The sequence below is a fragment of the Citrobacter sp. Cpo089 genome (assembly GCF_030332695.1).
Classification (GTDB): domain Bacteria; phylum Pseudomonadota; class Gammaproteobacteria; order Enterobacterales; family Enterobacteriaceae; genus Citrobacter; species Citrobacter portucalensis.
Map to the genome: position 1 here is coordinate 20,623 of NZ_JAOWHJ010000024.1, position 24,658 is coordinate 45,280.

A 24,658-nucleotide genomic window follows, 5' to 3' on the forward strand; every position below is an offset into this window, starting at 1 on the left:
CAGTATAACGGTATAAATCGGCAGAAACTTTAGTCCCTTCCATCATCGTTTTTGGTTATGACCCACGGCGCAATATTAATTTACTTAGCGGGGTTAATTTTTTCTTGCGTCACGTCACACTGCTGATGGTATAGTCAAAAACTGCACAACACATAACATAAATATCAAAAATATAACCATATCAATACATAAGAGGTTCTTATATCTATGGATCAGACATGTTCTCTGGAGTCATTTCTCAACCATGTGCAAAAGCGCGACCCGAATCAGACCGAGTTCGCGCAAGCCGTTCGTGAGGTAATGACGACGCTGTGGCCCTTTCTTGAGCAGAACCCGCGTTATCGTCAGATGTCGTTGCTGGAACGTCTGGTTGAACCGGAGCGCGTGATCCAGTTCCGCGTAGTTTGGCTGGACGATCGCAATCAGGTGCAGGTCAACCGCGCGTGGCGCGTACAGTTTAGCTCTGCCATTGGCCCGTACAAAGGCGGTATGCGTTTCCACCCTTCCGTGAACCTGTCTATCCTGAAATTCCTGGGTTTCGAGCAGACCTTTAAGAACGCCCTCACCACGCTGCCAATGGGCGGTGGTAAAGGCGGGAGTGATTTCGATCCGAAAGGTAAAAGCGAAGGCGAAATCATGCGTTTCTGCCAGGCACTGATGACCGAACTGTTCCGCCATTTAGGTCCTGATACCGACGTCCCGGCGGGCGATATCGGCGTGGGTGGTCGTGAAGTCGGCTTTATGGCCGGGATGATGAAAAAACTGTCCAACAACAGCGCCTGCGTCTTTACCGGTAAAGGTCTCTCTTTTGGCGGCAGCCTGATCCGCCCGGAAGCCACCGGCTACGGTCTGGTGTACTTCACCGAAGCAATGCTCAAACGCCATGGTCTGGGCTTTGAAGGCATGCGCGTGGCGGTTTCTGGCTCCGGCAACGTGGCGCAATTCGCCATTGAGAAAGCCATGGAGTTTGGCGCGCGGGTAGTTACCGCCTCTGATTCCAGCGGTACCGTGGTTGACGAAAGTGGATTTACTAAAGAAAAACTGGCGCGTCTGTGTGCGATCAAAGACAGCCGTGACGGTCGCGTGGCGGATTACGCCCGTGAGTTTGGTCTGACCTATCTGGAAGGCAAACAACCGTGGTCGGTTCCGGTCGACATCGCCCTGCCGTGCGCCACTCAGAACGAACTGGATGTCGATGCAGCGCGCGTACTGATCGCCAACGGCGTGAAAGCTGTCGCCGAAGGGGCAAACATGCCGACCACTATCGAGGCCACAGATCTGTTCCTCGAAGCGGGCGTACTGTTCGCACCGGGTAAAGCCGCAAACGCCGGTGGCGTAGCGACATCCGGTCTGGAAATGGCGCAAAACGCCGCTCGTCTGGGCTGGAAAGCGGAGAAAGTGGATGCGCGCCTGCACCACATCATGCTGGATATTCACCATGCCTGCGTTGAATACGGCGGCGAAAGCAAGCAGACCAACTACGTACGTGGCGCCAACATCGCGGGCTTCGTGAAGGTTGCCGACGCGATGCTGGGTCAGGGCGTGATTTAATATTGTCTCTGCAGGCCACTAAGCCGGATTAGGTACGGGTGCCGCATCCGGCTAAGCCTGATGCGCTATGCTTATCAGGCCTACAAACTTACAGGCCCGCCTCTTCAGAAGGCGGGCTTTTTTTCGCCGGACGTTTACGTGGCGCGCTTTTTTTCTTATCGCTACCACTACCGCCAGGTGCAGCAATTCCACGAAAGCGTCGTACCGGTGTGCTGCGCGCCTGATCGATAAGCTGATACAGCGTCCCCACCAGCGGCTGCATGAAATCCTGATAGCGACACTGCTTTTCGCTGATTTGGGTCAGGATAGATTCCCAGTGCGCTGTCATGTCCGGGCGCGTCGCCATTTCTGGCAACGAGTGGAACAGCGCTTTTCCCGCGTCAGTCGAATGGATATAACGTCCTTTTTTCACCAGGAATCCACGCTTAAACAGCAGCTCGATAATTCCGGCACGCGTCGCTTCCGTACCTAAACCATCCGTTGCGCGCAGGATCTTTTTCAGATCTTTATTCTGCACGAATCGCGCAATCCCGGTCATCGCTGACAGCAGAGTTGCATCAGTAAAGTGCCGCGGGGGCTGGGTCTGACGTTCAACTACTTCGCCTTTTTCGCACAGCAGTTCGTCATCTTTTGCCACCACCGGCAGCGGCGTCCCGTCATTATCTTCGTCGCGCTCTTTGTTGCCGAGCAGCGTGCGCCATCCGGCTTCCGCCAGAAAACGCGCTTTAGCGACAAACTTACCTTTGGCGATATCCAGCTCAATAACGCACTTCCTGAATACCGCATCTGCGCAAAATTGCATCAGATACTGACGGGCAATCAGGTTGTAAATTTTCGCTTCGTTGTCATTCAGGTTGATGGACGAACTGCGCGCGGTAGGAATGATGGCGTGGTGCGCATCCACTTTTTTGTCGTCCCAACAGCGATTTCGCGTATCGGGATTGACCGCCGGCTGCGGGAGCAGATCCGGCGCATGGACGCTAATCGCGTTCAGTACCGCGTGACGCCCGGCAAAGTGTTCTTCCGGCAGATAACGGCTATCCGAACGCGGATAGGTAATCAACTTATGGGTTTCATACAGTTTCTGGCAGATATCCAGAACGTTTTGCGCACTTAAACCGAAGCGCTTCGCCGCTTCAATCTGCAACGCAGACAGCGAGAACGGCAACGGCGCGGATTCTGATTCCCGTTTATCGTTATAGCTGGTGACTATCGCCGGTTGACCGTTAATGCGGTTCACCACGTGTTCAGCCAGCGTGCGATTCAGCAAGCGCCCTTCTTCATCCTGATACGGCTCACACGCTTCGCTCGGCTGCCAGATAGCGGTAAACCGCTCATCGGCAGGCGTTACGATATGCGCTTTCACTTCGAAGAAGTCTTTGGCGACGAAGTTCTCTATCTCTTCATCGCGACGCACAACCAGCCCGAGCACCGGTGTTTGTACGCGCCCGACCGAAAGTACGCCCTGATAGCCCGCGTTACGTCCAAGAATGGTGTAAGCGCGCGTCATATTGATACCGTACAACCAGTCCGCACGCGCTCGCGCCAGTGCCGACACGCACAGCGGGATAAACTCACTGTTGGCGCGCAGCCGCTCAATAGCCCGCTCAACGGCCTGCGGGTTGAGGTCGTTAATCAGGCAACGCTGCACCTTCTGACGCTTTTCAGGTGCCAGTTGCAGGTAATCCAGCACTTCATCCACCAGCAGTTGCCCTTCACGATCGGGGTCACCGGCGTGAATAACTTCGCTGGCTTCATGCAAAAAGCGCTTAATGACGTTGAGCTGTTTGGTCACCGAGGGGCGCGGTTGCAGTTGCCACTTTTCCGGGACAATCGGCAGATCGACCAGACTCCAGCGAGCATAACGACTGTCGTAGGCATCCGGCTGCGCCTGTTCAAGCAGGTGACCAATACACCAGGTCACCACTTGTCCATTTCCGCATTCGATAAAACCATCGCCTTTGCGATGCGGCTTCGGCAGCACATCGGCGATAGCACGCGCCAGACTTGGTTTTTCGGCAATAAACAACCGCATCGAGTTAACGAATCTCAACCATGGCGCGACCGCCACGAGCTTCCACTAACTCACCAATGGCGGTGAGATCGATACCGAACTGCGCCGCTGCCGCTTTCACTTCGGCTTCAGCTTCCGGCGTTACCGCCAGCAACAGGCCACCGGAAGTTTGCGGATCGCACAGCAGATCGCGTACCGATTGCGGCATTTCACCCATCAGGTGTCCGTAGCTGGCAAAGTTACGTTGGGTACCACCCGGCACCGCGCCCTGCGCGATGTATTCTTCAACGCCTGGCAGCTTAGGAATATCCTGGTAGACGATCTGCGCCTGAACGCCTGCACCCTGACACATCTCACTCAGATGCCCCAGCAGACCAAAACCGGTAACATCGGTCATGGCTTTCACGCCATCAATATCGGCGAATGCCGCACCGGCAATGTTCATCCGGCACATCACTTCTGTCGCCAGTCCTTTGTGTTCTTCTTTCAGCAGTGATTTTTTCTCAGCAGTTGTCAGAACGCCAATACCCAGAGGCTTGGTCAGGAACAACTTACACCCTGCTTCAGCGGTGCTGTTTTTCTTCACGCGTTCGGTCGGCACAACGCCGGTTACCGCAAGGCCGAAGATTGGCTCTGGGGCATCGATAGAGTGACCGCCCGCCAGCGCAATACCCGCCTGACGGCAGGCAAAGCGTCCGCCTTCGGTTACTTCGCGGGCGATTTCCGGTGCCAGCTTATCCAGCGGCCAGCCCAGAATAGCAATTGCCATAATCGGTTTGCCGCCCATAGCGAAAATATCGCTGATGGCGTTAGTCGCGGCGATGCGGCCAAAATCAAACGGATTATCGACAATCGGCATAAAGAAATCGGTGGTGCTGATAACGCTGGTGCCGTTTCCCAGATCGTATACGGCCGCGTCGTCGCGGGTTTCATTACCCACCAGTAAGTTCGGATCAACAAACTTCGCCTGCTCGCTGTGCAGGATGGTTTCCAGCACTTTTGGGGAAATTTTACAACCGCAACCGGCTCCGTGGCTGTATTGCGTTAAACGAATAGCTTGCTCGCTCATGGACATCTCCTGTCATTGCAATCCGGATATGGTAGCGCTCATTCCATGATGTGGTAAGAGTGACTGTCTGAATTCGGGTGTCTTTGCTCAGAATCCAGACAGTTTTGCCGTTGATATCAGAAATAACGGACGAATGCGCTCGGATCGGCAAGGTTAATCGTCGTGGATGCTTTTAGCTGCGGTGTGCCCAGATAGAGGAAACCGACGATTTTATCTTGCGGGCGACAGTCGAATGCTTCGCGAACGACCGCACTTTCGGTTAATGCACCACTGCGCCAGATACCGCCAAAGCCCTGGGCAATTGCGGCCATCTGCATAGCCATCACCGCACAACCGGCAGACATTTCTTGTTCCCACAGAGGAACCTTGTCGTTTTCTTCACATTTCGCCACCACGGTAATAATTAGCGGCGCGCGAAACGGTGCGCTGCGGGCTTTGTCCTGGGCTTTCTCGTCACTGCCTGCGGCAATCGCCCCTTTTTCAAGCACCGCGCTAAAACGCTCACGCCCTTCGCCCTCAATGACAAAGAATTGCCACGGTTGCAGCGTTTTGTGGTCTGGCGCGCGCATACCCGCCCGCAGAATGTTTTGCAGTTGCTCTCCTGTCGGGGCCGGCTCGACGAGACGAGAGGCGCTACGACGGGTAATCAGTAATTCGAGTGCATCCATTTGCTTAACTCCAACAATGAGATTTGTTCACAAAATTAACACGTGAGCGGATTTTGTTACAGCACAGGCGGTGATTCCTGCTGACAAGTGCTTGTCGGGTCATTACGATAGCCTCATCTTATCGCCTTTCTCCGGAATTTCGGGGTGGCGTGTTGTTAATCGGTAGGGAGAATACATGCGAACCCTGTGGCGATTTATTGCCGGATTTTTTAAATGGACATGGCGATTACTCAATTTCGTCCGTGAATTTGTGCTTAACCTGTTCTTCATCTTGTTGGTACTGGTGGGTGTGGGCATCTGGATGCAGGTCAGCAGCAGCAATACCAGTGAACACGCTGAGCGAGGCGCACTGCTGCTGGATATCTCGGGGGTGATTGTCGATAAGCCTTCGAGCACCAGTCGTTTAAGCGTTATTGGTCGTCAGCTGTTTGGCGCCAGTTCCGATCGTCTGCAGGAAAACTCCCTGTTCGATATCGTGAATACTATTCGCCAGGCAAAAGATGATCGCAACATCACCGGCATTGTGATGGATCTGAAAAATTTTGCCGGGGCCGACCAGCCTTCCATGCAGTATATCGGTAAAGCGCTGCGGGAATTCCGCGACAGCGGCAAGCCGGTCTTTGCCGTAGGCGATAACTTCAGCCAGGGGCAGTACTACCTCGCCAGTTTCGCCAATAAAATTTATCTCTCTCCGCAGGGTTCCGTTGATCTGCACGGCTTTGCCACCAACGGTTTGTACTACAAGTCCCTGCTCGACAAGCTGAAAGTTTCCACGCACGTGTTCCGTGTCGGAACTTATAAGTCTGCCGTAGAACCGTTTATCCGCGATGATATGTCTCCTGCCGCGCGTGAAGCCGACAGCCGCTGGATCGGCGAGCTGTGGCAGAACTATCTCGACACAGTCGCTGCCAACCGCCAGATCCCTGCCCAGCAGGTGTTCCCGGGCGCACAGGCCATGCTGGACGGTTTGACAAAAGTCGATGGCGATACCGCGAAATATGCGCTCGACAACAAACTGGTGGATGCACTCGCTTCCAGCGCTGAAGTCGAAAAAATGCTGACCAAACAGTTTGGCTGGAGCAAAACGGATAAAAATTATCGCGCCGTCAGCTATTACGATTACTCGCTGAAAACGCCAGCGGATACTGGGGACAGCATTGGCGTCGTCTTCGCGAATGGCGCAATTATGGACGGTGAAGAAACCCCTGGGAATGTGGGCGGGGACACGACTGCCGCGCAGATCCGCGAAGCGCGTCTTGATCCGAAAGTGAAAGCAATTGTCCTGCGCGTGAACAGCCCTGGTGGCAGCGTCAGCGCTTCCGAAGTCATTCGCGCTGAGCTGGCTGCGGCAAAAGCGGCAGGCAAGCCGGTTGTCGTGTCCATGGGCGGCATGGCGGCATCCGGCGGGTACTGGATCTCCACCCCAGCAAGCTACATTGTGGCAAACCCCAGCACGCTGACCGGTTCAATTGGGATCTTTGGCGTGATCAACACTGTGGAAAACAGTCTGGATTCCATTGGTGTACACACCGACGGCGTGGCGACATCCCCACTGGCGGATATCTCCATTACCAAGGCGTTACCACCTGAAGTGCAGCAAATGATGCAACTGAGCATCGAGAACGGCTATAAGCGCTTTATCACGCTGGTCGCAGATGCGCGTAAGACAACGCCTGAGCAGATTGACAAAATCGCGCAGGGCCACGTCTGGACCGGCCAGGATGCGAAAGCCAATGGTCTGGTAGACAGTTTGGGTGATTTTGATGACGCCGTGGCGAAAGCGGCTGAGCTGGCCAAACTGAAGCAATGGCACATTGAATATTATCAGGACGAACCGACATTCGTTGATATGGTGATGGACAGCATGTCCGGTTCCGTTCGTGCCATGCTGCCTGAAGCGATCCAGGCGATGCTCCCGGCGCCGCTCGCTTCTGCGGCGAGTACGGTTAAAGCAGAAAGCGAAAAGCTGGCCGCGTTTAACGATCCGCAAAACCGCTATGCGTTTTGCCTGACCTGCGCCAACGTTCGCTAACTATTGACCCCTCTTCGGGATGAAGAGGGGTTTTCTTTGAGACAGAAGAAAAGTCATGCAAAAGAAATCGATTTACGTTGCCTATACCGGCGGTACCATTGGTATGCAGCGCTCAGAACAGGGTTATATTCCTGTTTCCGGTCATCTCCAGCGTCAGCTGGCACTGATGCCTGAATTCCACCGCCCAGAGATGCCAGACTTCACCATCCATGAATACGTTCCGCTGATGGATTCCTCCGACATGACGCCAGAAGACTGGCAGCATATTGCGGAAGACATTAAAGCGCACTACGACGATTACGATGGTTTTGTCATTCTGCACGGCACTGACACCATGGCGTTTACGGCTTCGGCACTCTCATTTATGCTGGAGAATCTGGGCAAGCCAGTCATTGTGACAGGGTCACAAATCCCATTAGCAGAGCTACGTTCTGACGGACAAATCAATTTGCTGAATGCGTTGTACGTTGCAGCAAATTATCCGATCAATGAAGTTACCCTGTTTTTCAACAATCGATTGTTTCGCGGCAACCGGACCACTAAAGCGCATGCTGATGGTTTTGACGCGTTTGCCTCACCCAACCTTGCACCACTGCTGGAAGCCGGGATCCACATTCGCCGGCTGGGAACACCGCCCGCACCTCACGGCACAGGTGAGTTGATTGTGCATCCTATCACTCCGCAACCGATTGGCGTGGTCACTATTTATCCTGGGATCTCCGCTGATGTAGTGCGCAACTTCCTGCGCCAGCCGGTAAAAGCATTAATTTTGCGCTCCTACGGCGTGGGCAATGCGCCGCAGAATAAAGAGTTCCTGAAAGAACTTGAAGATGCGAGCTCGCGTGGCATTGTGGTGGTGAACCTTACGCAGTGTATGTCCGGCAAGGTGAACATGGGGGGCTACGCGACAGGGAATGCGCTGGCGCATGCTGGCGTGATTGGCGGCGCGGATATGACCGTCGAAGCCACTCTCACCAAACTGCACTATTTGCTGAGTCAGGGACTGGATACGCAGACAATTCGTGAAGCAATGACGCAAAATCTGCGTGGTGAGCTCACACCTGACGATTAAAGGAGTCTATGCCCATGGCCCGAGCCTTACTGTTGGTCGATTTACAAAATGACTTTTGTGCCGGTGGTGCCCTCGCGGTCCCACACGGTGACAGCACAATCGATATCGCCAACCGCCTGATTGACTGGTGTGCCATACGCGGCGACACGGTCGTTGCCAGTCTGGACTGGCACCCGGCGAATCATGGTAGTTTTGCCAGCCAGCATCAGGTCGAGTCCTACAGCCAGGGACAACTCGATGGCCTGGCGCAGACGTTCTGGCCCGATCATTGCGTACAAAACAGCGAAGGTGCTGCCCTGCATCCGCTGCTGAACCAGCGTGCGATAAGTCAAACGTTCACTAAAGGTGAGAACCCGCTGGTCGACAGTTACAGCGCGTTTTTTGATAATGGTCGTCGTCAGGCTACCGCGCTGAATGCATGGCTACTCGAACACCGCATTGCCGAGCTCATCATCATGGGTCTGGCTACCGACTATTGCGTTAAATTCACCGTTCTGGATGCGCTCGATCTTGGCTACACTGTCAGCGTTATAACCGACGGCTGCCGTGGCGTTAATATTCAACCCCAGGACAGTGCAAACGCCTTTATGGAAATGGCAACTGCGGGCGCAACGCTGTATACGTTGGACGACTGGCTGGAAACCCAGCCGTAAGCGATGCCGATAGGGTCTCTCCTGTCGGCGCGTTATCTCAGGCCAGCGCTGAAATCTCTTCCAGTGATACTTTGCGCGTTTCGATGCCGAAACAAAAAAGAATCAGCGCACATAGCACCAACATTACTCCTAGCACGATAAAGACCGTAACCGAGCCATAGCGGGTCAACAAAATAGCGACGCCATAAGGCGTAAACACAGCGACAATCCTCCCCACAGCATTCACAAAACCCGATCCTCTCAATCTAAGATGCGTGGGCCATAGTTCCGGGACATAAACTGCAGAGGCAAAGCAGACATACATATACAGAAAAAAAATCATCACCAGCCCGTAGCTCAGAATTGCCCACTCTTCAGTTTGAAGCGAATAGAAATACCCAAGCAAGGCGATAACAATCAACAAGAATGAGCCAAACAATCGCCGAGGAAAGTGATCGATAATTAACGCGGCAATAAATATCCCAACCGGCGCGCCAATCATAATTATCGCGGTCATAAATATGGATTTCGTTACATCGATTCCCGAATTAACAAATATCGTCGGGATCCATACCGTAATGGTATAGAGCGAAATATTCATTGCGATAAGCACCGTGATCGCCACCAGTGTACAGCGTAACATTGGCCCCTTAAACAAGAGCCAAAATGAACCACTTATCGTGCTTAAATCCGCCGACGAGCATTCGCTCCGGCAGGATGGTAAAGTGATGTTTTTTTCTTTCTCAATTTGCGATTCCACCTGCATTAGATGTTTTTCAGCTTCGCTTCTCTGCCCTTTGCCAGCCAGCCAACGCGGGGATTCAATATAGTATTTTCCCGACAGATACCAGGCCAACAGCATTGCCATGCCGCCGAGCAGAAACATCACCCGCCAGCTTAAAAGTGCAATAATCACGACGCCAATTGCCGCAGATAGCATTGGTGCCCAGTTGCCGACAAATGACAGACGGGCAGACCATTTCCCACGAACCGCGGGTGGAATGAATTCTGTAAATGAGGCATAGCCCACCATAATTAGCGCCCCCATTCCAATCCCCATCAGACAGCGGAAGAAAATAAGCCAGTACATGTTGGGCACAAACGTTGCAGCGCAGGCTGAGGCCCCGACGATTAACAAATTGACGCGGAACGCTTTGCGTCGACCGAGATAATCACCAATAAAGCCACCGGCTAGCGAACCGATAAAGTAACCAAACATCAGCGCTGAGGTAAACGCGGCATTTAGATAATTGTTTGACCAGCCTGTGCTGACTAGTTTTGCTAATACCACATTTCCGGAATAGCTGAGAAAACCAGTGATTAACAAACTAAAACTAATAATTCCAAAAATACGAAAATGAAATCGAGATAAAGGTAAGCGATCTAATCTTGCGCCGATAGGGTCAAATTGTTCCATCTGGATGCCTCAAATTCAGCTAAATAGAAAGTATGACGATCGCGGCAGAAAAATTTTGCCGCGCCATCCATCATCATTAGATTCTTATGGCATTTACCAGGTGCAAACTTAAAATAATATCGACACAACCCTCGTTATAGCTAATAAACGAGTTGAATATTATTCTCTTGGCAAAATGCAATCCACTCTGCACCCGGTGCCTTATTGGTTATTAGGTAATTAATATGGCTAAAGTCCACGAGCTGAACGAAAGCTTTACGGTCAAACTTTGAGTGATCAACTAACAGGGCCACCTCAGTCGCCTGGCGGATCATGGTTTTTTTAATTTCCGCTTCCGCTTCATTAGAATCAAGCGCCCCACTCTGCATATCCAAACCTTTGCAGCTCATCACCATGATATCAACATGATAACGGCTGATAATCTCCTTGGTGATTCTTCCCTGCAGCGACAGCGTATTCTTATTCAGCTCACCGCCGGTAGAAACCACGTTAATTTCTGACTGCGCCAACTCATGAAATGCTTCAGCCGAATTGGTAAGCAACGTCAGATCGTTTCTTTCCTTCAACAGCTTTAATAATTCCATCGCGGTACTGCTGGAGTCGGCAGCCATTGTGGTCTTATTTTTAATAAACGGTAATGCATTACGGGCAATGATCTGCTTTTCTTCGAAGAAAGATTTTGCACGCTTATAAAAATGAATATTGTCGGACAACGCGTTGGTATTGAGCACTGCACCGCCATATGTTCGGGTCAAAAAACCTTCATCTTCCAGTTTTTCAAGATCGCGGCGAATCGTTTCCTCAGTCACCTGAAAGATTGAACTTAAATTAGATACCACCACTTTCTTATCGTTAGCCACCATTTGCTTAATGGCTTGAATCCTGTCTTTTGCCGCCACGATGACACCTCTGTTTCCTGCAAAGTAATAATAAGACCCTAGTATCTCACAGGCTATGTTTATTTTCAAAAGAACATGTCTGAATCACAGATTTCAATACTTTTTTACGCAGAAACAGAGGTCAATTCTATCCGACTTAATTTATATCCAACGCTTCCGCCATTCGCCTCATCAATAATGAATCATCATCTGTCAGGGGAATGGTTAACGCCTCGACGTTCTCGCGAACCTGTTCAGGTGCGGTTGCACCACTCAGTAAGGTGATCAAATCGCTTTGCTTTAAAATCCACGCCAGAGCTAATGCGGGGATTGTGCAGCGGTATTTTTCACACAGTGGCTGCCACTGCTCTAGCATATCAATCACCCGCAGCATATTTTCCCGCTGAAACCAAACCTTGTTAGCCCGTGCGCCGCCAGGAACGTAATCTCGGGCGATAGTACCGGTCAACAACCCCTGCTCAAGTGGTGAATATACCTGCACGATGATGCCATTCTGCTGGCATAGCGGCAGCAGATCAGCTTCCAGCGCCCGGTCAAGAATGCTGTACTTGGCCTGGATGATATCCAGCTCACCGTGTTTGAGATACTCTTTGATATGCCCGGCATCGACGTTCGCCGCACCAATCGAACGGATTTTCCCCTCTTTTTTCAGTGCATTCAGCGTGTCTACGGTTTCCGCAATCGGCGTAAAACAGGGTTCAACCGACTGCCAGTGGGTCATATAGATATCAATACTGTCGATACCCAATCTTTGCAGGCTGGCATCAACCTCCTCACGAATAGACTCAGGCGTGAGGTTTTTATACAGCTGGCGATCGCCCACTTTGTTAAACAGGCTGCCTGTTCGCTCCCAGACGATGCCGCATTTGGTTTCAACAACTACCTCGCTGCGCTGCAGCTTTTTCAGCGCCTGACCGACAATCACTTCACTGTTGCCAAAGTTGTAGCCTGGCGCGGTATCAATCAGATTAATACCGCAGCGATGCGCCTCAACAATGGTATCAATACAAATCTGCAAATCGAGATCGCCATTCCATGCCGGACCGCCGCCAATGGCCCATGTACCTAATCCCATGCGGGAAAGCGTAATATCCGTACTGCCTAAAGGAATCATTTTCATCTGCTGCTATTACCCTTCGTATTCGTCAAGAAGTTGTTCAACCAGCTTTCTGTTCTTCACACCCGTCGTCGCGCCCACGCTCAGTACCGATATTGCCGCCGTTGCATTAGCAAACAGCGCGCAGTCGCGAAGCGGCTTACCTTCAAGCAGCGCGGAGATAAATCCTGAAGCAAAGTTATCCCCCGCGCCGATGGTGTCGATGGCGGTAATCCCCGACACGGCCGGGACTACCATTTTCATATCGACACGTTTGATAAAGCAGCCTCTTTTGCCGGTCTTAATCACGACGGTTTTCACACCACAGTTCAGGAAACTGTCGGCAATCTCATCCAGCGTATCTTTCCCGGTGAGCAGTTTTGCCTCTTCAAAATTGGGAAACAGATAATCCACGTAGCTCAGCGCTTCACGGATGTCGTCCAGCGTTTCATTCAGTCGCGGTTTAATCATATCCGCGCAGATAATGAGCTTATGCGCTTTCGCCTGTGTGAAAATTGCCGTCAGTGCATCACCATCCAACAACGGGCTATTAAAAATACTCGCTAGCGACAGCAGCTTTGCCTGAGAAAAACGGTCGAAATCAACATCGTTTATATTCAGTTTCCATAAACTGCCGTTACGGTTAGTCACAAAGGTGCGTTCGCCATCAGCGGTGACTAAACCTACGTTAATGGAAGTATCAATATCAGCATCCTGCTTCAGGCTTTTAATATCAATATTCTCCCGATGGCAGTGGTCGACAATAAAATAACCGGCTGCATCATTACCTATCCGACTCATTAACGCCGTGCGATGGCCAAGGCGAGAAATAATCGTCGCCTCATTAATAGCGTCACCTCCCGTGGTCATTGCTATTCGTTCTAATGGATAAGAGTCAACATCAAAGATATTTTTACTCACTGGTTGCAAGGGAATATCAACAATTGCCGCCCCTATACAAATAACCTCGATATTATCCATATTGTCATTCCGCTTTACCGTCAGAGCCAAACAGTTTGATTTTCTCCAGCGCGCGCTCTTTTACCGCTTTGCGAACTTCACGCTCAACGTGCAGGAACGGCTGATTCTGGTTCTCCTGCACCGCCGCCATTGCCGCCTGGCACAGTTCGGTATGAATATTGATTTTCGAAATACCTAATGAAATGGCTTTTTTGATATCCGCATCGCTAATGCCGGACGCGCCGTGCAGCACCAGCGGAACGGATACCGCCTCGCGCACGCGTTTGACCACATCGAAATTCAGTTTCGGCTCAGAGGTATAAACGCCGTGCTGGTTACCAATCGCCACCGCCAGAGAATCGCAGCCGGTACGCTCGACAAATTCCGCCGCCTGACTCGGGTCGGTATAGTGATAGCCCGCCAGCGCTTCTTCATAAACCGTTTCATTCCCCACGTGGCCCAGCTCCGCCTCAACCGGAATACCCAACGGATGGAAGAAGTCCACCGCCTCTTTAGTCAGGCGAATATTCTCTTCGAAATCAAAAGCGGAGGCATCGCGCATCAGTGAATTCATGCCGTGAGTCCAGGCGTTATGAATAATTTCCATGCTGCGCCCGTGATCCCAATGGGTAATAACCGGCACCGAGGCTTTTTTCGCCATCGAAACCATCATATGTGAAAAATCTTCAAACGAGGTATTACCCACAAAACCGGTGCCGAATGAGATAATCACCGGCGATTTAGACTCTTCCGCCGCATCCATCACCCCCATTAACATTTCCGCATTCCACACGTTAAAGTGGGCAATCGCATAATGTTTATTCTGGGCATCATTTTCCCAATATTTAATATCTGCCAGCATAGTTGTTTCTCCCTTTTCAATAAATTAATGGTTAACTTTAATAACGCCTTTGATAATTTCACGTTTGTTGTTAACTGACTCATCAAACGCGCGCTGAACATCTTCATAATCATAAATATGCGTCACCATCGACTTGACATCGAAACGCCCGGAGGAAATGGCTTCAATAGTGACCGGATAGCGGTTGGCGTAGCGGAAAACAGTCTGAATGGAGACTTCACGGTTAATTTTGAGGAAATTAATTGCCGAATCACCAGGAACCGTCCCAACGATCATGATTTTCCCACCGCGCATCACCAGGTACGGAGCCTGCTTAACGGTGATTGCCGAGCCGGCAGTTTCAAAAACAATGTCAGCCCCCATATCGCCGGAGAACTGCTGACAGCGGGCAACGGTGTCCTCTTTCGCCCCGTTGATCACAGTCGTCGCGCCAAGCTGCTCGGCCATGGCCAGACGCTTTTCCAGGACATCAACAACGGCGATGTCGGTAGCACCCAAACATTTACAGGCTTGCAGGGTCATTAAACCAATACAGCCCGCCCCCAAAATGACGATTTTCTTGCCCGGTTTAACGTCCGCCAGCATTGCGGCATGCATCCCTACCGCCGCAGGCTCTACCAGCGCGCCTTCCATGGTGTCCATGTTATCGGGCAGCTTGTAAGTGAAGCTCTCCGGATGGCACAGATAGTGGGTTAGCGCGCCGCGATAATTAGGCTGCGTGGCCATAAAGTCGACATCAGGACAGATGTTGTATTTGCCCTCCAGACAGTAGCGGCAGTGACCGCACGGCACGCCGGGTTCAATGTTCACCCGGTCGCCCGGTTTAAATTTACTGACGCGATTTCCTACCGCCACCACCGTACCGGCACATTCATGTCCGAGGCCAATTTCCTGGTTCGGGTCTTTTGGCGGAATAAAGGGACCTGATTCGAAACCGTGAACATCTGAACCGCAAATACCTACGTATTCAATTTTGATCAGTACTTCATGCTCTTTGGGTACCGGGATATCGGCGGCAATAATTTTCATCGTGCCCGGCGTTTTTAATATCGCTTTTGAATTTTTCATTTTATTTCCCATCAATATTATTTGCTGGTAACTGCATCAATACCGAGACTTTCGACAGAGACGCCTTTGGTTTCAATTCCGATGGTAGCAATGGCGACAGCGACAATAATGGAGACCGCACCCAGCAGTACAAATACACCCGTCACTCCATAACCGTTAAGCAATACCGCGACCGCATAAGGCGCGGCGATACCGCTGATACGCCCTACCGCATTCGCCAGACCAGAACCGCGAAGTTTCGCTTCGGTCGGCCATATTTCCGGAACATAGACTGCCGAGGCGTAACAAACGTACATATAGACAAAAGTAATCAGGAAGAAACCAATTAGCGTAATCAGTAGCATGCTGGTTTGCAGTGAATAGATATATCCCAGCACGGCAATTAACACTAATAATCCCACACCCATTGTCTTTCTGGGAATTTTATCCATTACCAGCATGGCGATAAAAATCCCAAACGGCGCGCCGAACATACTCATGGTATTTAAGACAATGGAGTCTTTCAGATTAATACCCTGAGTCATAAATATTGTCGGTAGCCAATTAATTAAGGTGTACTGGACGACGTTCATGGCAATCAGGACAAAGGAACCTAAAATAACTCGCTTGAGTAACACACCCGTTAATAAGGCCGAGTAAGGAACTGTGCGCGGGGCTTTGCCGTCATCTTCAAATACCACAGGCGGCAGTGGCTTGCCGGTCTGCTGAACAACCCCTTCTTCAATGGCCCGCATCACCTTTTCAGCTTCGGCGTAGCGTCCGCGGGATTCCAGCCAACGAGGCGACTCTGGGAAACTACGCCAGGCAATAATGGTCGCCACCAGCGACAGTACGGCCGGGATCAGCAACTGCACGCGCCAGTTCCATTCGGCGCTGATTAACGGCGTCAATCCCATCGCGATCAGCGAACAGAGCGGATAAGACCAGTTACCGATAAACGAGACCCGGCTTGACCAGGTGCCGCGATTTCTGCCTGGCATATATTCGGTGAACCCGGCAAACAGAGTCACCAACAGCGCGCCTAATCCAACTCCCATTACAAAACGGCAGGCGATCAGGAAAGTCATATTGGGTGAAAACGCGCCAACGATCATAGAAATAATATGAATCGCTTCATACAAAATAAATGCGTTTTTACGTCCGGTTTTATCGCCGATAATTCCCCCACCGAGCGCGCCGAGAAACATTCCCGCCGTCGTAATGGCAGAAAACGTGGCGGTGGTGGAATTATCGGTCCAACCAAGCTCTTTTAACTGCGCGAGAATTAATCCGCCAACGGCATTACTCCAACAAACCAGTAATCCAAAGGCAACCATCGCAAACATCGACGTGTGCCAACGGCAGTCAGGTAGCCTGTCCAGCCTGGCGCCGCAGTGCGGTTTTGCTATTTGTTCCATGCGATAACGTCCTTTTAATAAACATGTTATTCATCAAAGTCGTAAGTCATGATGACTTTAATCGCGGTTTTATCGACCATGGCGTCAAACCCTTCGCGCCATTGCGACAGGCCGATACGGTGAGTGATCATCGGTTTAACGTTGATTGCGCCGCTGGCCAGCAGGCGTATAGCATTGCGCCAGGATGTGGAATCGTAGGCCATATGGCCAATGATGCTTTTATTCCACGCGGTGATATCGTTGATGGAGAAATCGAGAGGTTTAAAGCCCATACCGACGCGAACGACTTCACCATTCGGGCGCAGCATTTCGATCGATTGTTTTAGGGCGATATTGGCACCAGAGCATTCGATGACCAGCCCCAGATTGTCTTTACCGCAGATTTCCTGGCAGCGTGCAACCACATCTTCGGTCGAACCGTTAACGACAGCTGTCGCACCCAGCTCTTTGGCGATCGGGAAGCGTACGGCAACATCCTCTTCCAGCCCGACCATCACAATATTAACGGCCCCCATAATGCGCGCCATTTGAACGGAAAAGAGTCCTAATGGACCGGTACCAAAGACCACCACATCCTGGCCTGCAAGAAATTTGGATTGCTGAGCGATAGATTTGTAGGCATTGCATATAGGATCCAGTACAGCCGCCTCTTCATAATCTACCCCTGCCGGGATTTCCCACAGAGCATGGCGGTGAATTTTGAGTATTTCCCCAGGGACCAGACAATATTTAGAAAACCCACCGCCCCAGGTATTGTTGTCCAGACCTAAATTCACCTTTTCTGTACAACAAAGAAAATCGCCCTGTTCACAGGCCGGACAAACGCCGCAAACGTGCCCGCTGTTGTCAGACACAACTCGCTGTCCCACCTTCCAGTCCTTAACCTTGTCGCCAACCTGCACAATTTGACCCGCAAATTCATGACCACGAATCGAATTAAACTGCTCGGATCCACTGTCGACATTGTAGTGTTTCATGTCAGCGCCGCAGATAGCAGCAGCCTTAATTTCAATCACAACGTCATCCGGACCACATACCGGTTCCGGAACATCAATCATCTTGTAGCCGCCAAAGGCCTTGCCAAATCTTGCCAGTGCTTTCATGAAATTTTCCTTTGTGTTTAGTTTTGCATCAGTGACCATCATACTTATCCATATAATTTTTGAGGTCAACACCAAATCTTTAAAACACAGATTTTGATCTGTATTTCACAACCAAGATCACAAATAAATGCAAAGTTGAACTGAAACCCAAGTGAACGTGGCTGCCGCTTCGCTAAAATGGCGTGAACCCCTTCGCATTTTTCCTGTTATGAAACTGTTAACCTGTGGGTGCTGTTTTTTTCGCCACGCCATTTCCGTGGCGTGTTTGCTTGTTTAAATGTCAAAGAGGAACACCGATGAAACTATTGCCTTTGTTGGCAGCACTACCCCTGCTCTGCGCCAGCGTTGTTTCCGCCAGTTCACTGATGTCAGTTGGCTACTTTAATGGTGGCGGCGACGTCACTGCCGGTCCCGGTGGCGACATCAATAAACTGGATGTTCGCCAGATAACCCATCTCAACTATTCGTTTGGCCTTGTCTATAACAACGAAAAAGACGAGACCAATGACGCCTTAAAAGACGCCAGCAAACTGCATCAGATTTGGCTTTCACAGAAAGTGCAGGGTGATTTGCTGAAAATTCCACAGCTGCGTAAACAAAATCCAAACCTGAAAGTTTTGCTTTCCGTCGGCGGTTGGGGAGCGCGTGGATTCTCTGGCGCGGCAGCAACGAAGGAAACACGCGCAGTGTTTATTCAGTCTGCGCAGGAGATAATTGCGAAATATGGTCTGGATGGCATCGATCTCGACTGGGAATATCCGGTTAACGGCGCCTGGGGACTGGTCGAAAGCCAACCGGCTGACCGCGCTAACTTCACCGCGCTATTAACAGAGCTGCGCGCCGCATTGGGGCATAAAAAACTGCTGACCATCGCCGTGGGCGCAAATGCAGAAAGTCCGAAAAGCTGGGTGGATGTCAAAGCCATTGCACCATCGCTCGACTACATCAACCTGATGACCTACGACATGGCTTACGGCACCCAATATTTCAACTCGAACCTGTATGATTCGACGCAATGGCCGACGGTCGCCGCAGCGGATAAGTACAGCGCCGATTTTGTGGTCAATAACTATCTCGCCGCCGGTCTGAAACCGAGTCAAATGAATCTGGGCATTGGCTTTTATGGCCGCGTACCAAAACGCGCCGTTGAGCCAGGTATTGACTGGAGCAAACCTGACGCGCAGAAAAACCCGGCTACCCAGCCCTATTTCGAGTCAGCTCAAATTGAGTTGTTCAAATCACTGGGCATCGACCTGAGCAAAGATACCTACGTGAAGTACAACGATATTGTGGCGAAGTTGATTAACGATCCGCAAAAACGCTTTAGCCAACATTGGGATGATGAAGCGAAAGTGCCGTGGCTGTCGGTACAGTCTGCGGATGGAAAAAAACTCTTTGCCCTCTCCTATGAAAACCCGCGTTCAGTGGCGATCAAAGCCGACTACATCAAAAGCAAAGGGTTGGCAGGCGCCATGTTCTGGGAGTACGGCGCAGATGACAATAATCAGTTGGCGAAGCAGTTAGCCGATTCGTTAGGCATCAAACACTGATCCCAACACCTGACACAATAGGTTATGATTAACGCATTCCGCTGCGCCAGCTTTTGGCGCAGCTCTTCATTTCTACTGGAGGCATGAGCTTTATGGCTTTTATCCCTAAAAATTACGCCCATCTGGAAGTCGGTTACCGGGAAAAGGCGCTTAAACTCTTTCCCTGGGTCTGCGGACGCTGTTCCCGTGAGTTCGTGTATTCAAATTTGCGCGAGTTGACGGTACACCATATCGATCACGATCACTCGAATAACCCGGAAGATGGTAGCAACTGGGAAATGTTGTGCCTGTACTGCCACGATCACGAGCATTCCAAATATACGGAAGCGGACCAGTATGGTTCAACGGTGGTTGCAGGAGAAGATGCGCAAAAGGCCGTAGGCGAAGCGAAATACAACCCATTCGCCGATCTGAAGGCGATGATGAACAAGAAATAATATCAACTGCAGGCCCGACACAGATGTTTGCCGGGCCTGGGTAATTAGGATTTAAACGTCGCAATCGGTTCTGGCGTAATACCAAACTCGACCTTCAACTGCTGCTTGCTCTTCATAACCATCTCACCGTTGGTATCAATCGTCATATGCTGTGCGTCAATATTGTTTCGCGCCTGCCATAACATCACCAGCTGTAAGCTATTCTCTTTTTGTTCTGCCGTTAGCGCTACGCCATCCGGCCATTTCCCTAGCTCAACGGCAGTCGATAAGCGCTGATAAACTTCCGGCGTCATGCTGTTGATCATCTCATCAAGATTCATGTTAAATCCACTCTCCGTAGAATAATTTGCTGAATCGTTTCTTCAACCCTTGGTTTGCTCACCGTTTTCACCATCGGTGAAGTTCAAAGACGCTGAGTTAACGCAGTACCGTTCACCGGTAGGTTTCGGACCATCCGGGAAGACGTGTCCCAGGTGCGCATCACAGTTTCCGCAGCGGATTTCAATGCGCTGCATGCCGTGTGACGTATCTTTTATGTAACGGATAGCCTCATCGCTGACAGGCTCGTAAAAGCTGGGCCAGCCGCAGCCAGAGTCATATTTTGTCTCGGAACGAAATAGCGGATTGTCGCAGATCAAACAGTGGTAGATGCCGTCACGCTTGTTATGTAGCAAACGTCCGGTAAATGGCGGTTCTGTCCCGTGATTCTGCGTTACGTAGAACTGCATTTCGGTTAAATTTTTTTTCAGTTCTTCTGGAGAAGGTTGATTAGCCATTTGCTCACATCTCGCTTTATCTAAACTCACATCACGAGACAGATTCTAACAAAACATTAACACCGGAGTGCGAACTTTTGTTCTAAACTTGATCCTTGCGAAATGGCAGCCTGCAATTCGTGATCAGAATCACGTTTTTATCTTGATTGCCCTTTAAAATTCGGGCCGCCGACCCCATGTGGTTTCAAGCCCAAAGGAAGAGTGAGGCGAGTCAGTTGCGCAAAGCTTAGGCAGCAGATTGATTTGTCGCAATGATTGACACGATTCCGCTTGACGCTGCGTAAGGTTTTTGTAATTTTACAGGCAACCTTTTATTCACTAACAAATAGCTGGTGGAATATATGACTATCAAAGTAGGTATCAACGGTTTTGGCCGTATCGGTCGCATTGTTTTCCGTGCTGCTCAAGAACGCTCTGACATCGAGATCGTTGCAATCAACGACCTGTTAGACGCTGACTACATGGCTTACATGCTGAAATATGACTCCACTCACGGCCGTTTCAACGGTACCGTTGAAGTGAAAGACGGTCATCTGATCGTAAACGGTAAAAAAATCCGTGTTACCGCTGAACGTGATCCGGCTAACCTGAAATGGGACGAAGTTGGTGTTGACGTAGTAGCTGAAGCTACTGGCCTGTTCCTGACAGATGAAACCGCTCGTAAGCACATCACTGCTGGCGCGAAAAAAGTGGTTCTGACTGGTCCGTCCAAAGATAACACTCCGATGTTTGTTAAAGGCGCTAACTTTGACAAATACGAAGGTCAGGACATCGTTTCTAACGCTTCCTGCACCACTAACTGCCTGGCTCCGCTGGCTAAAGTTATCAACGACAACTTCGGCATCATCGAAGGTCTGATGACTACTGTTCACGCGACCACCGCTACTCAGAAAACCGTTGATGGCCCGTCTCACAAAGACTGGCGCGGCGGCCGCGGCGCATCCCAGAACATCATCCCGTCCTCTACCGGTGCAGCTAAAGCTGTAGGTAAAGTACTGCCAGAACTGAACGGCAAACTGACTGGTATGGCGTTCCGCGTTCCTACCCCGAACGTATCCGTTGTTGACCTGACTGTTCGTCTGGAAAAAGCTGCTTCTTACGAAGAAATTAAGAAAGCAATCAAAGCTGCTTCCGAAGGCCCGATGAAAGGCGTTCTGGGTTACACCGAAGACGACGTAGTATCTACCGATTTCAACGGTGAAGTTTGCACTTCCGTGTTCGATGCTAAAGCTGGTATCGCACTGAACGACAACTTCGTGAAACTGGTATCCTGGTACGACAACGAAACCGGCTACTCCAACAAAGTTCTGGACCTGATTGCACACATCTCCAAATAAGTTGAGATGAAATAGTAATCTGTAAGAGCGACTCAGGTCGCTCTTTTTTTTGCCTGAAGAAAGGATTGCGTAATGATTAATAAAATTTTTGCACTTCCGGTAATCGAACAAATTACCCCTGTCCTCTCCCGCCGTCAGCTTGATGAGCTTGAGGTTCTTGTTGTCGATCACCCACAGGTTAAAGCTTCTTTCGCACTGCAGGGCGCACATCTTCTTTCCTGGAAACCAAATGGTGAAGAGGAAGTCCTGTGGCTAAGTAATAATACCCCGTTTAAAACCGGCGTAGCGCTGCGTGGCGGCGTACCAATTTGCTGGCCGTGGTTTGGTCCGGCTGCTCAGCAGGGCCTGCCTTCGCATGGTTTTGCCCGCAATCTGCCATGGACGCTGAAAGCTCACAACGAAGACGACAATGGCGTGGTGCTGACGTTTGAACTGCAGAGCAACGCTGAAACGCGTCAGCTTTGGCCACACGAGTTTTGCCTACTGGCCCGCTTCAAAGTGGGAGCCACCTGTGAGATGGAGCTGGAAGCTCATGGTGAGTTTGAAACCACCTCGGCACTGCATACCTATTTCAACGTTGGTGACATTGCGGCAGTGAAAGTCAGTGGTCTTGGCGATCGCCTGATCGATAAAGTGAATGATGCTAAAGAAGATGTGCTGGCTGATGGTATCCAGACCTTCCCGGACCGCACCGATCGCGTTTATCTGAATCCGGAAGCGTGTAGCGTGATTCATGATGATGCTTTGAATCGCAATATCGACGTTGTCCATCACCACCACCTGAATGTCGTTGGCTGGAACCCTGGCCCGGCGCTGTCCGTCAGCATGGGCGACATGCCGGATGATGGCTACAAAACGTTTGTTTGTGTAGAAACGGCTTACGCGACCGCTCCGCAGAAAAGCACCGAAGAAAAACCATCTCGCCTCGCGCAGACTATTCGTGTAGCTAAACGCTAACACAGCTCTGCGCACCGTGCCGGATGCGGCTAACGCCTTATCCGGCCTACAAACTACATGCAGCCATAGGCCTGATAAGCACAGCGCCATCAGGCAGTTCCGCGCACCGTGCCGGATGCTGCCAACGCCTTATCCGGTCTACAAACTACACGCAGCCATAGGCCTGATAAGCACAGCGCCATCAGGCAGTTCCGCGCACCGTGCCGGATGCTGCCAACGCCTTATCCGGTCTACAAACTACACGCAGCCGTAGGCCTGATAAGCTGTGGGAACATCGGCATTTGGCAAATCAGGCCATATCCAGCGCGGTTTTACCTTTTGGCGCCGGATACGCCTTATCTAACTGCTTCAACTCATCTACAGAGAGCGTTATCTCCAGCGCGGCGGCATTTTGTTCGACATGCGCTACGCTTGCGGCTTTCGGAATTGCTATTACACCCGACTGGCGAATCACCCATGCCAGCAAAATCTGCGCAGCGCTAACATTGTGCGCGTGCGCGATGTCATTCACCACAGAGTTAGAAAGCAAATCGCCACGCAGTCGTCCCGCCTGGGCCAGCGGACTGTATGCCATGACCGGCATCTGCTGCTGCTGGCACCACGGCAGTAAATCATATTCAATACCGCGCGAGGCTAAATGATAAAGCACCTGATTAGTTGCACACTCTCGTCCACCGGGTACCTGCCATAACGCCTGCATATCATCATAATCGAGATTTGAGACGCCCCAACGGCGGATTTTCCCCTGCGCAATCAGTGTTTCCATGGCATCGACGGTCTCTGCAAATGAAAAATCGCCCATCCAGTGCAGCAAATAGAGATCCAGATAATCAGTTTTCAGTCGACGCAGGCTCGCTTCGCAGGCGGCAATGGCTTTCTGTCCGCCGGCATTCCATGGGTAAACTTTCGAGACTAAAAAAGCGCTATCACGCCGCCCCGTTAATGCTTCACCCACTACCTCCTCCGCTGCACCATCAGCGTACATTTCTGCGGTATCAATCAATCGCAGGCCTAGATCCAGTCCGGCCTGCAGCGCAGACACTTCATCCCGGCGTCGGCTTGGATCCTCGCCCATGTACCATGTTCCCTGCCCAATAGCAGGAAGCGATACCTGGTTTGTAAACGTCACCTGTTTCGCTGTCATCGCACCCTCCTGTGTTAATGCACCACAGTAAAGCAAAACAACGCGCATGTGTCCTGTTAGGGTGCACAAATTGCACCATCATGGATTGGAAACCGATCGTTAAGGCGAGCGAAATAAAAAGCCCGGGAACAGCAGATGTTCCCGGGCCGAAATAATACAAAATCTTAACTACGAAGTGGTTATTTTAACCGACCTAGATATTTTCCCTCTTTCATGGCGTTGATTTTTCCGTTTTTATAGACGATGACGGAAATCAAACCTGCGCTATAAGACTGAGCTTCTGCACTATTCTCATCATTTGCCGCAGGTTTGCCATTAATATAAGCAATGCCATCAGCACCACGTTTAAAGTCCACTCCAAGTTTATTCACATGCACGGGCGTGATTTTACTGGCGTGTACCGGAGCATTCGCGTCACTGACCATGGTTTTATGTTCATGCTGTAACTGCTGGCGGTAAGCCTCGCTAATGGCATACGCAGGTGCAGCAGAGGAAGCCACCAACGCAGCGATAATAATTAATTTTTTCATACGTTACACCGGTGATGCTGCCAACTTACTGATTTAGTGTATGATGGTGTTTTTGAGGTGCTCCAGTGGCTTCTGTTTCTATCAGCT

At 50.9% G+C, this 24,658-nt stretch carries 23 protein-coding genes; 8 read left to right on the forward strand and 15 right to left on the reverse strand.

Annotated elements, in window-relative coordinates; translation table 11 throughout:
* The first annotated feature begins 207 nt into the window (after positions 1 to 207).
* The gene (gene gdhA / locus OGX92_RS03515; RefSeq protein ID WP_003832501.1) at positions 208 to 1,551 is read left to right on the forward strand and encodes an NADP-specific glutamate dehydrogenase; all 1,344 of its coding nucleotides are present in this window, start codon (positions 208 to 210) and stop codon (positions 1,549 to 1,551) included.
* Positions 1,552 to 1,639: 88 nt separating this feature from the next.
* On the opposite strand, the gene OGX92_RS03520 is transcribed toward gdhA, so the two are convergent.
* From OGX92_RS03520 to OGX92_RS03530, 3 genes are all read right to left on the reverse strand, one after another.
* A complete protein-coding gene (locus OGX92_RS03520; protein ID WP_286586252.1) occupies positions 1,640 to 3,586 on the reverse strand; it encodes a DNA topoisomerase III in 1,947 nt (648 codons plus the stop codon).
* A gap of 4 nt (positions 3,587 to 3,590) precedes the next feature.
* On the reverse strand, positions 3,591 to 4,634 hold the full coding sequence (selD, locus tag OGX92_RS03525) for a selenide, water dikinase SelD (protein ID WP_003832497.1): 1,044 nt from the start codon (positions 4,632 to 4,634) through the stop codon (positions 3,591 to 3,593).
* A gap of 116 nt (positions 4,635 to 4,750) precedes the next feature.
* Positions 4,751 to 5,302 carry an NAD(P)H nitroreductase gene (locus OGX92_RS03530; RefSeq protein ID WP_003832496.1) on the reverse strand — a complete coding sequence of 184 codons (552 nt, stop codon included), beginning with the start codon at positions 5,300 to 5,302 and terminating at the stop codon, positions 4,751 to 4,753.
* 175 nt (positions 5,303 to 5,477) lie between these two features.
* On the opposite strand from OGX92_RS03530, the gene sppA reads away from it, so the two are divergent.
* The 3 genes from sppA to pncA are packed head-to-tail and all read left to right on the forward strand — an operon-like array spanning position 5,478 to position 9,059.
* Positions 5,478 to 7,334 carry a signal peptide peptidase SppA gene (gene sppA / locus OGX92_RS03535; RefSeq protein WP_003832494.1) on the forward strand — a complete coding sequence of 619 codons (1,857 nt, stop codon included), beginning with the start codon at positions 5,478 to 5,480 and terminating at the stop codon, positions 7,332 to 7,334.
* Positions 7,335 to 7,389: 55 nt separating this feature from the next.
* On the forward strand, positions 7,390 to 8,406 hold the full coding sequence (ansA, locus tag OGX92_RS03540) for an asparaginase (protein ID WP_003832492.1): 1,017 nt from the start codon (positions 7,390 to 7,392) through the stop codon (positions 8,404 to 8,406).
* A gap of 14 nt (positions 8,407 to 8,420) precedes the next feature.
* Positions 8,421 to 9,059 (forward strand): bifunctional nicotinamidase/pyrazinamidase, encoded by a 639-nt coding sequence (gene pncA / locus OGX92_RS03545; RefSeq protein ID WP_422387844.1) that lies wholly within the window; start codon positions 8,421 to 8,423, stop codon positions 9,057 to 9,059.
* A gap of 37 nt (positions 9,060 to 9,096) precedes the next feature.
* Here the strand turns inward: pncA and OGX92_RS03550 are convergent, their stop codons facing one another.
* The 8 genes from OGX92_RS03550 to OGX92_RS03585 all read right to left on the reverse strand — a co-directional run bounded on the left by OGX92_RS03550 (position 9,097) and on the right by OGX92_RS03585 (position 17,840).
* Positions 9,097 to 10,455 carry an MFS transporter gene (locus OGX92_RS03550; protein WP_003832490.1) on the reverse strand — a complete coding sequence of 453 codons (1,359 nt, stop codon included), beginning with the start codon at positions 10,453 to 10,455 and terminating at the stop codon, positions 9,097 to 9,099.
* 140 nt (positions 10,456 to 10,595) lie between these two features.
* The gene (locus OGX92_RS03555; RefSeq protein ID WP_003832489.1) at positions 10,596 to 11,354 is read right to left on the reverse strand and encodes a DeoR/GlpR family DNA-binding transcription regulator; all 759 of its coding nucleotides are present in this window, start codon (positions 11,352 to 11,354) and stop codon (positions 10,596 to 10,598) included.
* Positions 11,355 to 11,490: 136 nt separating this feature from the next.
* Complete coding sequence (gene ydjG, locus OGX92_RS03560) at positions 11,491 to 12,474, reverse strand: NADH-dependent methylglyoxal reductase (RefSeq protein WP_003832488.1); 984 nt, start codon at positions 12,472 to 12,474, stop codon at positions 11,491 to 11,493.
* A 9-nt stretch (positions 12,475 to 12,483) separates the two neighbouring features.
* A complete protein-coding gene (locus tag OGX92_RS03565; protein ID WP_126318370.1) occupies positions 12,484 to 13,431 on the reverse strand; it encodes a carbohydrate kinase family protein in 948 nt (315 codons plus the stop codon).
* A 4-nt stretch (positions 13,432 to 13,435) separates the two neighbouring features.
* The gene (locus tag OGX92_RS03570) at positions 13,436 to 14,272 is read right to left on the reverse strand and encodes a ketose-bisphosphate aldolase (protein WP_003832486.1); all 837 of its coding nucleotides are present in this window, start codon (positions 14,270 to 14,272) and stop codon (positions 13,436 to 13,438) included.
* A 24-nt stretch (positions 14,273 to 14,296) separates the two neighbouring features.
* Positions 14,297 to 15,340, reverse strand: a complete 1,044-nt coding sequence (locus OGX92_RS03575) for an NAD(P)-dependent alcohol dehydrogenase (RefSeq protein WP_003832485.1) — start codon at positions 15,338 to 15,340, stop codon at positions 14,297 to 14,299.
* A 17-nt stretch (positions 15,341 to 15,357) separates the two neighbouring features.
* Positions 15,358 to 16,737: an MFS transporter gene (locus tag OGX92_RS03580; RefSeq protein WP_126956083.1), complete on the reverse strand. Its 1,380-nt coding sequence runs from the start codon at positions 16,735 to 16,737 to the stop codon at positions 15,358 to 15,360.
* 26 nt (positions 16,738 to 16,763) lie between these two features.
* Positions 16,764 to 17,840, reverse strand: a complete 1,077-nt coding sequence (locus OGX92_RS03585; RefSeq protein WP_286586248.1) for a zinc-binding dehydrogenase — start codon at positions 17,838 to 17,840, stop codon at positions 16,764 to 16,766.
* Positions 17,841 to 18,136: 296 nt separating this feature from the next.
* Here OGX92_RS03585 and chiD point away from each other — a divergent pair, with 296 nt between their 5' ends.
* Positions 18,137 to 19,390, forward strand: coding sequence for a chitinase ChiD (gene chiD / locus OGX92_RS03590; protein WP_286586249.1), 1,254 nt, complete (start codon positions 18,137 to 18,139; stop codon positions 19,388 to 19,390).
* Between the two features lie 92 nt (positions 19,391 to 19,482).
* Positions 19,483 to 19,827, forward strand: a complete 345-nt coding sequence (gene yajD, locus OGX92_RS03595) for an HNH nuclease YajD (RefSeq protein ID WP_286586250.1) — start codon at positions 19,483 to 19,485, stop codon at positions 19,825 to 19,827.
* A gap of 44 nt (positions 19,828 to 19,871) precedes the next feature.
* Here yajD and OGX92_RS03600 read toward each other — a convergent pair whose 3' ends face one another.
* Complete coding sequence (locus OGX92_RS03600) at positions 19,872 to 20,147, reverse strand: YeaC family protein (RefSeq protein ID WP_003030693.1); 276 nt, start codon at positions 20,145 to 20,147, stop codon at positions 19,872 to 19,874.
* A 42-nt stretch (positions 20,148 to 20,189) separates the two neighbouring features.
* Positions 20,190 to 20,603: a peptide-methionine (R)-S-oxide reductase MsrB gene (gene msrB / locus OGX92_RS03605; protein WP_003832475.1), complete on the reverse strand. Its 414-nt coding sequence runs from the start codon at positions 20,601 to 20,603 to the stop codon at positions 20,190 to 20,192.
* 341 nt (positions 20,604 to 20,944) lie between these two features.
* Between msrB and gapA the strand changes: the two genes are divergently transcribed.
* Both gapA and OGX92_RS03615 read left to right on the forward strand, forming a co-directional pair.
* Complete coding sequence (gene gapA / locus OGX92_RS03610; protein ID WP_003030697.1) at positions 20,945 to 21,940, forward strand: glyceraldehyde-3-phosphate dehydrogenase; 996 nt, start codon at positions 20,945 to 20,947, stop codon at positions 21,938 to 21,940.
* 72 nt (positions 21,941 to 22,012) lie between these two features.
* Positions 22,013 to 22,897, forward strand: coding sequence for a D-hexose-6-phosphate mutarotase (locus OGX92_RS03615; protein ID WP_003832473.1), 885 nt, complete (start codon positions 22,013 to 22,015; stop codon positions 22,895 to 22,897).
* 289 nt (positions 22,898 to 23,186) lie between these two features.
* Here the strand turns inward: OGX92_RS03615 and OGX92_RS03620 are convergent, their stop codons facing one another.
* Both OGX92_RS03620 and OGX92_RS03625 read right to left on the reverse strand, forming a co-directional pair.
* Entirely contained in the window at positions 23,187 to 24,041 is an 855-nt protein-coding gene (locus OGX92_RS03620) for an aldo/keto reductase (protein WP_257661658.1), read from the reverse strand.
* 179 nt (positions 24,042 to 24,220) lie between these two features.
* Positions 24,221 to 24,571, reverse strand: a complete 351-nt coding sequence (locus OGX92_RS03625) for a hypothetical protein (RefSeq protein WP_003832469.1) — start codon at positions 24,569 to 24,571, stop codon at positions 24,221 to 24,223.
* Positions 24,572 to 24,658: the final 87 nt, after the last annotated feature.

Excerpts from the sequence above, each read along its gene's own strand:
- gdhA (WP_003832501.1), top strand. The coding sequence starts at position 208 with ATGGATCAGACATGTTCTCTGGAGTCATTTCTCAACCATGTGCAAAAG.
- OGX92_RS03520 (WP_286586252.1), bottom strand. The coding sequence starts at position 3,586 with ATGCGGTTGTTTATTGCCGAAAAACCAAGTCTGGCGCGTGCTATCGCC.
- selD (WP_003832497.1), bottom strand. The coding sequence starts at position 4,634 with ATGAGCGAGCAAGCTATTCGTTTAACGCAATACAGCCACGGAGCCGGT.
- OGX92_RS03530 (WP_003832496.1), bottom strand. The coding sequence starts at position 5,302 with ATGGATGCACTCGAATTACTGATTACCCGTCGTAGCGCCTCTCGTCTC.
- sppA (WP_003832494.1), top strand. The coding sequence starts at position 5,478 with ATGCGAACCCTGTGGCGATTTATTGCCGGATTTTTTAAATGGACATGG.
- ansA (WP_003832492.1), top strand. The coding sequence starts at position 7,390 with ATGCAAAAGAAATCGATTTACGTTGCCTATACCGGCGGTACCATTGGT.
- pncA (WP_422387844.1), top strand. The coding sequence starts at position 8,421 with ATGGCCCGAGCCTTACTGTTGGTCGATTTACAAAATGACTTTTGTGCC.
- OGX92_RS03550 (WP_003832490.1), bottom strand. The coding sequence starts at position 10,455 with ATGGAACAATTTGACCCTATCGGCGCAAGATTAGATCGCTTACCTTTA.
- ydjG (WP_003832488.1), bottom strand. The coding sequence starts at position 12,474 with ATGAAAATGATTCCTTTAGGCAGTACGGATATTACGCTTTCCCGCATG.
- OGX92_RS03565 (WP_126318370.1), bottom strand. The coding sequence starts at position 13,431 with ATGGATAATATCGAGGTTATTTGTATAGGGGCGGCAATTGTTGATATT.
- OGX92_RS03570 (WP_003832486.1), bottom strand. The coding sequence starts at position 14,272 with ATGCTGGCAGATATTAAATATTGGGAAAATGATGCCCAGAATAAACAT.
- OGX92_RS03575 (WP_003832485.1), bottom strand. The coding sequence starts at position 15,340 with ATGAAAAATTCAAAAGCGATATTAAAAACGCCGGGCACGATGAAAATT.
- OGX92_RS03580 (WP_126956083.1), bottom strand. The coding sequence starts at position 16,737 with ATGGAACAAATAGCAAAACCGCACTGCGGCGCCAGGCTGGACAGGCTA.
- OGX92_RS03585 (WP_286586248.1), bottom strand. The coding sequence starts at position 17,840 with ATGAAAGCACTGGCAAGATTTGGCAAGGCCTTTGGCGGCTACAAGATG.
- chiD (WP_286586249.1), top strand. The coding sequence starts at position 18,137 with ATGAAACTATTGCCTTTGTTGGCAGCACTACCCCTGCTCTGCGCCAGC.
- yajD (WP_286586250.1), top strand. The coding sequence starts at position 19,483 with ATGGCTTTTATCCCTAAAAATTACGCCCATCTGGAAGTCGGTTACCGG.
- OGX92_RS03600 (WP_003030693.1), bottom strand. The coding sequence starts at position 20,147 with ATGAATCTTGATGAGATGATCAACAGCATGACGCCGGAAGTTTATCAG.
- msrB (WP_003832475.1), bottom strand. The coding sequence starts at position 20,603 with ATGGCTAATCAACCTTCTCCAGAAGAACTGAAAAAAAATTTAACCGAA.
- gapA (WP_003030697.1), top strand. The coding sequence starts at position 20,945 with ATGACTATCAAAGTAGGTATCAACGGTTTTGGCCGTATCGGTCGCATT.
- OGX92_RS03615 (WP_003832473.1), top strand. The coding sequence starts at position 22,013 with ATGATTAATAAAATTTTTGCACTTCCGGTAATCGAACAAATTACCCCT.
- OGX92_RS03620 (WP_257661658.1), bottom strand. The coding sequence starts at position 24,041 with ATGACAGCGAAACAGGTGACGTTTACAAACCAGGTATCGCTTCCTGCT.
- OGX92_RS03625 (WP_003832469.1), bottom strand. The coding sequence starts at position 24,571 with ATGAAAAAATTAATTATTATCGCTGCGTTGGTGGCTTCCTCTGCTGCA.